The organism is Flavobacterium sp. N2820, assembly GCF_025947285.1.
Lineage (GTDB): Bacteria > Bacteroidota > Bacteroidia > Flavobacteriales > Flavobacteriaceae > Flavobacterium.
Map to the genome: position 1 here is coordinate 997650 of NZ_CP110008.1, position 13301 is coordinate 1010950.

General features: G+C 37.4%; 5 protein-coding genes. 3 read left to right on the plus strand and 2 right to left on the minus strand.

Annotated elements, in window-relative coordinates; all coding sequences use genetic code 11:
* Positions 1-641 precede the first annotated feature (641 nt).
* From OLM52_RS04680 to OLM52_RS04690, 3 genes are all read left to right on the plus strand, one after another.
* Positions 642-6056, plus strand: a complete 5415-nt coding sequence (locus OLM52_RS04680) for a gliding motility-associated C-terminal domain-containing protein (RefSeq protein ID WP_264549984.1) — start codon at positions 642-644, stop codon at positions 6054-6056.
* Positions 6057-6070: 14 nt separating this feature from the next.
* Complete coding sequence (locus OLM52_RS04685; RefSeq protein ID WP_264549985.1) at positions 6071-6955, plus strand: type IX secretion system membrane protein PorP/SprF; 885 nt, start codon at positions 6071-6073, stop codon at positions 6953-6955.
* Between the two features lie 659 nt (positions 6956-7614).
* On the plus strand, positions 7615-12126 hold the full coding sequence (locus OLM52_RS04690; RefSeq protein ID WP_264549986.1) for a PAS domain S-box protein: 4512 nt from the start codon (positions 7615-7617) through the stop codon (positions 12124-12126).
* A 76-nt stretch (positions 12127-12202) separates the two neighbouring features.
* Here OLM52_RS04690 and OLM52_RS04695 read toward each other — a convergent pair whose 3' ends face one another.
* Together OLM52_RS04695 and OLM52_RS04700 are read right to left on the minus strand one after the other, a co-directional pair.
* A complete protein-coding gene (locus tag OLM52_RS04695) occupies positions 12203-13006 on the minus strand; it encodes an endonuclease/exonuclease/phosphatase family protein (protein ID WP_264549987.1) in 804 nt (267 codons plus the stop codon).
* Positions 13003-13299 (minus strand): DUF6804 family protein, encoded by a 297-nt coding sequence (locus OLM52_RS04700; protein ID WP_264549988.1) that lies wholly within the window; start codon positions 13297-13299, stop codon positions 13003-13005. The genes OLM52_RS04695 and OLM52_RS04700 overlap by 4 nt, the downstream gene beginning before the upstream one ends.
* Positions 13300-13301 lie beyond the last annotated feature (2 nt).

Genomic DNA, 13301 nt, shown 5'->3' on the forward strand with positions numbered 1-13301 from the left:
TTTGTAACTTTTTGGTGTTCTCTACACAGCTAAATGCTAAATAAAACCGAAAAAAAATGTAAAAATACCATAAAGCAAAAAAACAACTACCTGAATAGCAACATTTAAGTTATCAAATGGTTAAATTTATCGTAAGTATAAACTTATTTTTTTAGTGTTTAAAACTATTAAACTGAATAAAATATACGTATAACATACTATTTAATACCTTATATTTAAAATAACATACGGCTATTTTTTAAAAATGTAATATAATTCGCTTAAAATTAAAAATATAATATTTACCTTTGTTAATATTTAACAGATGTTAAACCGCTCTTTTTTAATCAAAAAAGGAAAATAAATTGAACTGTTTCTAGAATTATAATAAATTAAAAAATAAAACTATATAAAATAAATAAACCCTCTCAATAAAAAATTTAAATTTTTTTTTCTTCAATCCCCCCAAAGAAATTAAATAATACAATACTAATTTTTAATTAGCAATAGTATACTATTGTTGATTGGGTTGTTTTTGTTCTTTTATTAGAAATAACTAAAACCAATTATAGTATGTATTTAACATTTCAGATTAGTAAATTTTATGTTTTCTGATTTAGTTTTCTAAAGTAGCCCTTTAAAAAACAATTAAATCAAAACGTATGAAAACAAAATTATTTAAATTAAAAAAAATAGCATTCTTAATAGTAATGCTATGTTCCCTCCTCGGTTTTTCTCAAACCACTTACGATTTTACCACTCCAGCAACTTTGACCAATACAGGTACTTGGATTACCCAAGCTGACATTACGATTGGTGGGGTTGCTTATCGATTAACTTCTGGAGGAAATGGTGGTTTTACCAATCAAGGAAGTGGTGGTGTATCCAACAGCAATTGCCTAAGAAAAGAAGGTGCTGGCGGTGATTCTTTCTCATTACAAAGAGTGGATGGCCAACCCTTTCAATTTTATGGCCTTTGGGTCAACCACCAAAGTATGAACTCCTATTCTGCTTTTTACACATTACCACCATGGTATACTTTAACAGCAGGTGCTTATCAATATCAAGATATGACTGCTATGACCGCTGGTACGGCATGGAATAATTACACTTCTTCGTCGATTGCAATTTCGCCAGGCGGAAGTGGTGTAACTGTAACCTCTGTATCGATAACTTTTCAAGCAATTCTTCATTATGCTATCGATAATATCATTGTTGGTCCTACTGCATCGGCTTTAACAGCGACAACATCACAAACAAATGTATCATGTAATGGCGGATCAAATGGAACAGCTAGTGTTAACGCTTCAGGTGGTACTGCACCTTATAGTTACAGTTGGTCTCCTTCAGGAGGAACTGGCGCTACGGCTACTGGCCTTTCAGCTGGAACATATACTTGTACAATAACAGACAATACCTCTACAAGTATTACTAGAAATGTGACTATTACGCAACCAACAGCTATTTCATTAACACAAGCCTCTCAAACGAATATTGCTTGTTTTGGCGGAGCCAGTGGTGCAGCGGCAGTAAATCCTGCGTCGGGAGGTGCTGGAGGCTATACTTATAATTGGACGCCTGGAAATCCTACTGGAGACGGAACACCATCTGTTACGGGCTTATCAGCTGGAACATGGACGTGTACGGTTACCGATGCAAATGCATGTACTAGAAGTGTCAATTTTACGGTTACACAACCAACAGCTTTAGCACTAACCCCTGCTTCACAAACGAATATTGCTTGTTTTGGCGGAGCCAGTGGTGCAGCGGCAGTAAATCCTGCGTCGGGAGGTGCCGGTGGGTATACTTATAATTGGACGCCTGGAAATCCTACTGGAGACGGAACACCATCTGTTACGGGCTTATCAGCTGGAACATGGACGTGTACGGTTACCGATGCAAATGCGTGTACTAGAAGTGTCAATTTTACGGTTACACAACCAACAGTTTTAGCATTAACCCCTGCTTCGCAAACCAACATTTCTTGTAATGGCGGTTCTAATGGTACAGCTACTGTAAATCCTGCTTCGGGAGGTGCCGGTGGTTATACTTATAATTGGACACCTGGAAATCCTACTGGAGACGGAACAACTACAATAACAGGTTTAACAGCTGGGACATGGACATGTACCGTTACCGATGCTAATTCTTGTGTCGCTACTGTTAACTTTACGGTTACGCAACCAACGGCTTTAGGTTTAACCCCTGCTTCGCAAACCAATGTTGCCTGCAATGGCGGTTCTAATGGGGCTGCTACTGTAAATACAGCTACGGGAGGTGCCGGTGGGTATACTTATAATTGGACGCCAGGAAATCCTACTGGAGACGGAACGCCTTCTGTTACGGGCTTATCAGCTGGGACATGGACGTGTACCGTTACCGATGCTAATTCTTGTGTCGCTACTGTTAACTTTACGGTTACTCAACCAACTGCTTTAAGTTTAACCCCTGCTTCACAAACAAATATTGCTTGTAATGGCGGTTCTAATGGCGCTGCATCTGTAAATACAGCTACGGGAGGTGCCGGTGGCTATACATATAATTGGACACCAGGAAATCCTACTGGAGACGGAACGCCTTCTGTTACGGGCTTATCAGCTGGGACATGGACGTGTACCGTTACCGATGCTAATTCTTGTGTCGCTACTGTTAACTTTACGGTGACTCAACCAACTGCTTTAACTCTAACACCTGCTTCGCAAACGAATATTGCTTGTAACGGCGGTTCTAATGGGGCCGCGACTGTTAATACAGCTACAGGAGGTGCTGGTGGTTATACTTATAATTGGACACCTGGAAATCCTACTGGAGACGGAACGCCTTCTGTTACAGGTTTAACTGCAGGGACTTGGACGTGTACCGTTACGGATGCTAATTCATGTGTCGCTACTGTTAACTTTACGGTTACGCAACCAACTGCTTTAAGTTTAACCCCTGCTTCACAAACCAATGTTGCTTGTAACGGCGGTTCTAATGGGGCTGCTACTGTAAATACAGCTACGGGAGGTGCCGGTGGTTATACATACGATTGGACACCTGGAAATCCTACTGGAGACGGAACGCCATCTGTTACGGGCTTAACAGCAGGAACTTGGACGTGTACCGTTACGGATGCTAATTCATGTGTCGCTACTGTTAACTTCACAGTTACTCAACCAACTGCTTTAGGTTTAACACCTGCTTCGCAAACTAATATTGCTTGTAATGGCGGTTCTAATGGCGCTGCGGCTGTAAATACAGCTACCGGAGGTGCCGGTGGTTATACATACGATTGGACGCCAGGCACACCAACTGGAGACGGAACTTCATCTGTTACTGGTTTAACAGCTGGGACATGGACGTGTACCGTTACCGATGCTAACGGTTGTACTGCTAGTGTTAACTTCACAGTTACTCAACCAACTGCTTTAGGTTTAACCCCTGCTTCGCAAACGAATATTGCTTGTAATGGCGGTTCTAATGGCGCTGCGGCTGTAAATACAGCTACCGGAGGTGCCGGTGGTTATACATACGATTGGACACCAGGCACACCAACTGGAGACGGAACTCCTTCGGTTACTGGCTTAACAGCTGGGACATGGACGTGTACAGTTACGGATGCTAACGGTTGTATCGCTAGTGTTAACTTCACAGTTACTCAACCAACTGCTTTAACTCTAACACCTGCTTCGCAAACGAATATTGCTTGTAATGGCGGTTCTAATGGCGCTGCGGCTGTAAATACTGCTACCGGAGGTGCCGGTGGTTATACATACGATTGGACACCAGGCACACCAACTGGAGACGGAACGCCATCTGTTACAGGTTTAACAGCTGGGACATGGACGTGTACAGTTACGGATGCTAACGGTTGTATCGCTAGTGTTAACTTCACAGTTACTCAACCAACTGCTTTAGGTTTAACCCCTGCTTCACAAACGAATATTGCTTGTAACGCTGGTTCTAATGGGGCTGCTTCTGTAAATATTGCAACGGGAGGTGCCGGTGGTTATACATACGATTGGACACCAGGAAATCCTATTGGAGACGGAACGCCATCTGTTACTGGCTTAACAGCTGGAACTTGGACGTGTACCGTTACCGATGCGAACGGCTGTACCGCTAGTGTTAACTTCACAGTTACTCAACCAACTGCTTTAGGTTTAACGCCTGCTTCACAAACGAATATTGCTTGTAATGGCGGTTCTAATGGCGCTGCGGCTGTAAATACAGCTACCGGAGGTGCCGGTGGTTATACATACGATTGGACACCAGGCACACCAACTGGAGACGGAACTTCATCTGTTACTGGTTTAACAGCAGGAACTTGGACGTGTACCGTTACCGATGCGAACGGCTGTACCGCTAGTGTTAACTTCACAGTTACCCAACCAAGCGCACTAACAGCTACAACTTCACAAACAAATGTATCATGTAATGGCGGATCAAATGGAACAGCTAGTGTTGTTGTTTCAGGAGGTACAGCTGCTTACACCTATTCTTGGGCGCCTTCGGGTGGCACAAATGCTACAGCTTCTGGCTTAACTGCAGGTACTTATATTGTTACGATTATTGATGCAAATGCTTGTCAAATAACTAGAACCGTTACAATAACTGAGCCTACTGCTTTAGCAAGTACAACTTCTCAAACGAATGTCTCATGTAACGGAGGTTCAAACGGAAGTGCAACAGTTACCGTTACAGGTGGAACTGGCGCTTATACTTATTCTTGGGCACCTGCTGGTGGTACAAATGCTACTGCTACTGGTTTATCTGCGGGAATCTATACTGTAACTATTTTAGATGCTAATAGTTGTGCATTAACACAATCATTTACAATTACTGAACCTACTGCCTTAGTAGCTTCTATTGGAAGTCAAGCTGATGTTTCTTGTGCTGGTGCAAGTGATGGAACTGCTACAGTTGCAGTTACTGGAGGAACTGGTACTTATACTTATGCATGGGCTCCTTCTGGTGGTTCAAATGCTACTGCTTCTGGTTTATCAGCTGGAACGTATACAGTTACAGTTGTTGATGCAAATAGTTGTTCAACTACTCAATCATTCGTTATTGGAACTGTTTTAGATGTTACGAATCCTGTTATAATTGCACCTGCAGATGTTGCAATAACAACAAATGCAGGATGTACTGCAACGGGTGTTGTATTAGGTACGCCAACTGTTTCTGACAATTGTTTAGTGGCTTCTTTCAGTTCAAATGCTCCTTCTGTATTCCCTATTGGAACAACAGTTGTTACTTGGACGGTTATAGATGGTTTAGGAAATACTGCTACAGCTTCACAAAATGTGGTGGTAACTGATGTAACTGCTCCTATCGTAGTCACACAAAATATTACGATTACTTTAGATGCAACGGGTACTACAACAGTAACTCCAAGCATGTTAGATAATGGTTCAACAGACAACTGTACAATCGACACCATAACTATTTCTCAAAGCATATTTGATTGTTCAAATGAAGGAGTTACTACAGTTACGGTTACTGTAACGGATATATATGGAAATAGTGCTTCTGCAAATGCAACCGTGACTATCGTTAACAATTTTGTGGATACTGATGGAGATGGTATTAAAAATAATTGTGATGAAGACGATGATAACGACGGAATTTTAGACGTTAATGATAATTGTACAACAGTAGCCAATCCGAATCAAGAAGATAATGACCTTGATGGTATAGGTGATATTTGTGATGCAGATGATGACAATGACGGATTCTTAGATGAAGTCGATAACTGTCCGTTTACTTACAATGATGGTCAAGAAGATATTGATAATGACGGTATTGGTGATGTTTGTGATGTTGTAGAAATAAATGTATCACAAGCCTTCACTCCAAATGGAGATGGCATCAATGATACGTGGGTAATCATCAATATTCAAAATCATCCAAATTCAGTAGTACGCGTATACAACCGTTGGGGTGATGAGCTATTTAAAGCTAAAAATTATCAAAACAATTGGAATGGAAGTTTCAAAGGGAATGAAACACCTGAAGCTGCATCTTACTACTATCAAATTGATTTAGATGGTAATGGAACGGTAGATCACGATGGTTGGATTTATATTACACGCTAAAAAATAAAAATTACATGAAAAAAATAGTTATAATTACAGTAACATTACTCTTGGTAGGAACTTTTACCGCTAACGCACAACAAGAAAGTTTGTTTAGTTTTTACCGAAGTCATATGAATCTTGTAAATCCAGCATTTGCAGGTGCTGAAGATGAAACACAAATTACCAGCTCATTCAGAAAACAATGGGCTGGTATTAAAGATGCACCTGAAACACAAGCCGTTTCATTTGGAACACCACTGGGCAAATCACTTGGATTGGGTATCTCTATGGTACACGATAAAACATTCATTGAAAAACAAACGTTTTTAGGGGTTGACTTCTCCTATAAGTTAGACCTAAATGCAGCCTATAAATTGTATATGGGACTAAAAGTAGGTGGTAATTTTTATGATGTAAATACCTCTGGATTACAAACGTATAATGTTGTTGCTGATCCAGCTTTAGAAGCAATCAATAATTTTAATCCAAATGTAGGCTTAGGTTTTTATTTAAAACACGAAGACTTTTATGTATCATTATCGAGTCCAAGAATCTTAAATACAGAACGTGCGGACGAAAAAGACGGATTTGCCTCAACAGCAACCGATAGTCCTCATTTCTATCTTAGTTCTGGAATGGATTATAGTCTTTCTGATAAATTTGAATTTACACCATCGTTCATGTTGCGATATGTAAATGGAGCCCCTTTTAATGCAGACATTACTGCTGCTTTTAACTATGACAAAACAGCGAGTATTGGCGTTGCTTATAGAACAAGTAAAGTAGTTACTGGAATGTTCTCAATCGTGGCCAATAAAAGATTAACGCTAGGTTATGCCTATGAAAGCGACTTGCAGAGCGACTTGAAAGGAAGAGCAAACGGAACCCATGAATTTATTTTGAAATTTAATTTATAATTCAAATAACTAGTAAACTACACACAAAAAAGTAGGCCAAAAAAGAGGATGGATTTAATAATCCATCCTCTTTTATTTTAGAATAGTAAACAAATACTACGATAAGTAAAAATTTTGATTAGAGCAATGTAAAAATAGATACTCAAATTAGAGTTTCTTAAAATCGTTAGATTAACAAATATAATAATTTATGTACAATAATGACACTTTTACGCAAAACTAATTTATGTTAAACCCTTGAAAACGAACCTTATTTTGTAGCCGAAAGCATTGCAAATACTTTGATGTAAACTAGTCCATTTTACAATTCAAAAACACGCTTAAAAAAAAATCAAAATAGCATGATGTATTTGTAAAATTTAAAAAAAAACGGCTTTAAAATGTTAAAAAAACAAACAATCATAAGCACTTTCAACTACTATTTATATAACAAAAAAGTAAAATTTACGCAGTAAAATACTTGTCATACACTAATATTATACATAATTTTGAGGCTCCCTACAAAATTTATTTTCAGCGCGAAGTTATTCACATTTTTTTTATTGTGGATGATACTATAGCCTTGTGAAAAATTAAAAATTTTACATAATCAACCAAAAACACGAAACGACTATTTTTTTGATGTTGTAGAGAAAAAATGGGTTGTTTTAAAAAAAGAAATGAATAAGAAAGTCCCCTCTTATAATGACAATGGCCTATTTGAAATCAACCCAGTACCTACATTAATCTGTGATGTTGAAACCTTAAAAATCTACGATTGCAACCAAGCTGCAATTGAGTACTACAAATATGCCAAAGAAGTTTTTCTTGAACGCACATTCAACGACCTGTTTTATGTTGAAGATGCAAAGGAGCAATTTGTTATTGATAAAAAACTAACGAGTCTTGTAACCAATATCGATTTTGGTGTTTTTATCCATAAAAAAAAGAACGGCGCTCGTTTTCCCATACAAATCAATGGACATATCATTGATTATAAGGGTAAAAAATGCGTAATGCTGGTTTGCCAAGAACACATTCTAAACATTCAAAAACAAAACATGCTTCAAGAGGCCAAAAACCTTTTAGACACCTCATTGGATGTGATCTGTTCTATTGATGAAAACGGCAAATTTATAAGAGTAAGTGCCGCTTCATTTAAACATTGGGGATATACCCCTGAAGAACTCGAAGGAAGACCATACTTAGAGCTTGTATTTCATGAAGATGTTGAAAAAACAAATCATGCCGCAAACCAAATTATTTTGGGCAAAGATGTAACAGCCTTCGAAAACCGTTATGTAACTAAAAATGGGGAAATTACTCATAACATCTGGTCTGCCCATTATGACAATAGTACCAGAATAATGTATGCCGTTGCCCGAGACGCAACTGAAAAAAGGGAAATGGAACAATTGCTTATCGAAAGTGAAAGCAGGTTTAAATCCTTAGTTCAAGAAGGATTAGACCTTATTGCTATATTAGATGACAATGGAAACTATTCGTATGTTAGTCCTTCATCCCTTACCGTTTTAGGAATTAATGCCGAAGAACTTATAGGCAAAAGTCCGTTTGAATTTATTCATCCCGACGATGCGGAAAAAGTGAGCAAAAGTTTGGAACGCATTACCACTGAACACCGCATTAAAGTACCCCCTTTTCGTTTTCAAAACAGTTTAGGAGATTGGCGATGGATCAAAACCATCTTAACGAATATGCTACACCATCCTTCTATAAAAGGTATTGTTGCTAATTCTAGAGATATTACAGAGAAAATTGAAGAGCAAAATCGGTTAAAATTGCTTGAAAGTGTAATCCTCAACACAAAAGACTCTGTTGTAATTACAGAAGCCGAATCTCATGATGAATCTGGACCAAAAATTTTATATGTCAATGAGGCTTTCACTAAAATGACAGGCTACACAGCAGCAGAAGTAATTGGAAAAACCCCTCATTTTCTGCACGGTCCCAATTCTGACAAGAATGAACTTTCAAGACTAAGCGAATCATTACAAAAATGGGAATCTTGTGAAATTACCATCATAAACTACAAAAAAAACGGGGAAGAATTTTGGAATAACTTCATGGTTAATCCTGTGGTCAACGAAAAAGGAGTATACACCCACTGGGTGGCCATACAAAGAGATGTAACCGAAAAAAAGAACCGTGAATTAGAACAAAATTTACTACATCAAATTAGTCAAATTTTTAACGAGGAAAAAAAACTCAAGAATGCGACCCAACGATTGTGTGAAACATTTGCGCATTTTGGAGCGTTTGATTTTGTAGAAGTATGGTCTCCAAATCTAGAAAATACTTCCATTCAATTACACAGCTATAGCAACAACTCTCGTGCAGGAACAGAATTTTACATCCAGTCCGAAACCCATAATAGTTTACGTTTTGGGGAAGGATTTATTGGTACTATTTGGCAATTAAAACAGTCTGTAATTATTGACCTCAACAATAGTGATACCGTTTTCATTCGCAAAGAGGCCGCTATAAATGCTGGAATCAATTCCATCATTGGCATTCCATTAGTATTCAAAGAAATAATCGTTGGCGTACTTGTTTTTGGCTCTTCCAAAAACGTAAATCAATTGCGCAATTATTTGAATATCTTCCGCGAATTGGAAACTTTTATTGGGTCAGAAATCAATCGGAAATCACTTGAAACCAACCTCAAACATCTGTTTCAAGCCATTCCTGATATTATTTGTATCACCGACTTTCGAGGCCGATTCCTCAAAATAAATAAAGCAGGTTGCGATTTATTAGGATATTCTAAAAAAGAAATCCTATACCATTCGTTTCATGAGTTTGTGCATCCCGAAGACCAAGAAATTTCTACCAATGAAATTACGAAACTCAAAAAAGGTGAAACCGTTTTTAAATTTGAAAACAGATACATCACTAAAAAAGGCGAAATTATTTGGCTGAGTTGGACTTGTAATTCAGAATCGCAGGAAGGCCATATTTACGCTTCGGCCAAAAATATTACCAAAGAAAAAAAATTAAGTGAATTGCAAATGCAAACTTCTTCTTTGGCTAAAATTGGAAGTTGGGAAATCGACTTATTCGAAAATAAACTCTTATGGACGGATTTAGTGCACGACCTGCATGAAACTGATCCTACAACATTCATACCCGATTTAGAAACTACCATTAATTTTTACCGCGAAGATTTTCGTGAAATGATTACCGAGTCTGCAAAACGTTGTGCTACTGATGGAACACCTTTTAGTTTTGAAGCCGTAATCAAAACCATGAAAAACAATGAGCGTTGGGTTAGAGTCATTGGGCAATCTGAATTTGTTGATGGAAATTGTGTCCGAATTTTTGGTAGTTTTCAAGACATTCATCCTTTTAAACTTGTACAACTACAACTGGAAGAAATTTTGGGTAGTATTTCCGATGCTTTTTATGCTGTAGATCAAAACTGGAGGTTTACTTATTTTAATAAAGAAGCCGAAAATTTATTTTTAAAGAAACTGGATGATGTGCTGGGGAAAAACATATGGGAAGTCTTTTCTACCATCAAAAAAAAGCCGTTGGAAGAAGTATACCATCGCGTCAACCAAAGCGGAATCCCAGAATCATTTGAATATTATTTTCCAGCCGCTGGACGTTGGTATGAAATAAACACCTTCCCCTCTCACAGTGGAATTTCGGTCTATTTCAAAGATATTGACGAACGCAAAAAAACTGCCGCACAATTAGAAAAAGCCTATCAAGAAAAAAACAACATCATTGAAAGTATTACCGATGCGTTTTTTACCATGAACAAAAACTTTATGGTTTCCTACTGGAATAGAACGGCTGAAGTCATTTCAGGCATGAATAGAGCGGAATTAGTGGGCAAAAACCTGTGGGAAGTCTTTCCAAATTTAACCGAAAGTATTGCGTATACGCACATACTAAATACGGTTGAATTAGAGCAATCTGTGACATTTGAAGATTGTTGTGATGGCATTTGGTTAGAGGTAAACGCCTATCCGTCTGAAGAAGGTATTACGGTATTTTTTAGAGACATTACACACAAAAAACAAGCTGAAGAAGAAATTTTAAAAGCAAACGAGCGCTTTGAAAAAGCAACCCAAGCCACTAATGATGTAATTTGGGATTGGGATATTGAAAATGGTACCTTTTTTAGAAGCCACGGCATTGAAAATTTCTTCGATAAGAATACCAATGCATCACTCCCTGAAGACAGTGAATGGAGAGACAAATTTCATGCAGAAGATTTCCCGTTGATTCAGCAAAGTTTAGAAGAAGCAATTCAAGACCCTACTATTTCGCGTTGGGAAATGGAATACCGCATCATTAAGGAAAACAGAAAAATTGGTTTTGTAGTCGACAAAGGACTCATCATCAGAAACAAAAAAGGAAAAGCGACCCGTATTGTTGGTGCCATGACCGATATTTCGGAACGAAAAAAACATGAAACCGAATTTCTGAAACTAAACGAATCGTTAAAAAAACACACCCAAGAACTCGAAGCAACCAACGAGTTGTTAGAACAATTTGCGTTTATAGCCTCACATGACTTACAAGAGCCATTGCGAATGGTGACAAGTTTTCTAGACCTTTTAAAACAAAAATACGAAAGCCAATTAGACCACAAAGCCAAGCAATACATTCACTTTGCAACCGATGGTGCCATTCGAATGAGGCAAATTATTCTGGATTTATTAGAATATTCCAGAGCGGGTATAACAAATAAAACCCTAGAAGAAATTGATTTAAATGATATTTTAGACGACTACAAACTACTAAGAAGTAAAATCATCTGTGAAAAAAAGGTGACCATTCAAACGGGTGAATTGCCTGAATTGATGGCCTACAAAGTTCCTTTGATTCAAACCATGCACTGCCTAATTGATAATGCCATAAAATATTCGAAAAACGATTGCGCACCAGTTATAAAAATCAGCATGAAAGAAGATAACGAACATTGGACCCTTTCTATCAAAGACAACGGCATTGGGATACAGAAACAATACTACGAGAAAGTATTCATCATTTTTCAAAGGCTACACAACAAAAACGAGTACGACGGTACAGGAATTGGACTAGCGTTATCTAAAAAAAATGTAGAATCTTGGGGCGGAACAATTTGGATCAACTCGGTAATCAATTCGGGAACAACAGTCTATTTTACAATTCCAAAAAGAGAAATGGTAGAGGAATAACTCGCGGATGGGGTTTGGAATGGATATAAATTTTATTTTGAGGAAAAAACGTTTTGTAATTGAATTGATGAACTACTTATTCTTTGACATTAAATTCAAAAAAAATGGGAATATGATCTGAAATTTGTCTAGCTTCATTTAAGTTTTCAAAAGATTTATAAAAATGAATTACTTTAGCATTGACAAACATGATTTTTGAAGTATTATACCAAATAGTATCAAATTCAGAAGCCAGACACTCATCGTTAAAGCATTCTCTTTTTAAAGTGGTTTTTTGATTTACAAAAACCGATGCATACCCCATTTTCTTCAAAGGATTAAAAACCGTGTGCGATTGTGGACAATTAAAATCACCTACGAAAAGCAAATTCAATGTTGGATATTGAGCAGGCAAAAACTTAAAATATTTGATTTCTGTTTCAGGTTGTTTACTCTTCGTTATAGCATGAAAATTAACGACTGTAAAGGGCTTATTTTGGTATTCAAACGTACAATAATAAGGCTCTCTATCGATTTCTAAATGGTATTTTTTCTCCAACCAAGCCTCACCTTTCTTTTTAACTTTATTTGTTTTCCATAAAAAAGCATACCGTTCCGTTTTGTAGGTACTACTACTGGTTGGGTCACTTATGGCATAATCCCATTTTGAACCTTTCCTATTGAGTTCATCGACTAATTTAGCTACAGCTTGCGCACCACCATCACCAGCAACAATTTCTTGTAACGCCACTACATCATACGCGTTGATGGTGTTTACAATAAAAGAAATATCCTCTTCTGATTTTGAACTCCCTAAATTTTCTACATTCCAAGAAAGGAGTTTGACTTGGGAGAAAAGTGTAGTCGAAGTAAAAAAAAATAAAAAAATGAGTTTTTTCATTTGTTAGTATGTTTCGATAAAAATAATGAAACTATTAATCCAATTCCAACAACTACATCCACTATATTCCAAATAGTTCTCCCTAATGCAATTTTAATAAAAGGTTGAAATAAAATGGCTAAAACAAGATAAATAAATGCTTCATTTTTATACTCTTGTTGATTTGAACAATAAGCCAAATAACCAAAACCTACCAACGCAGCAAAACGAACGAATTGATAATAACCGTAAGGAAAATCGATGAGACAACCGAAAAGGAGAATGGTTAGGATTAGTTTAATAGCTGTTTGCATTG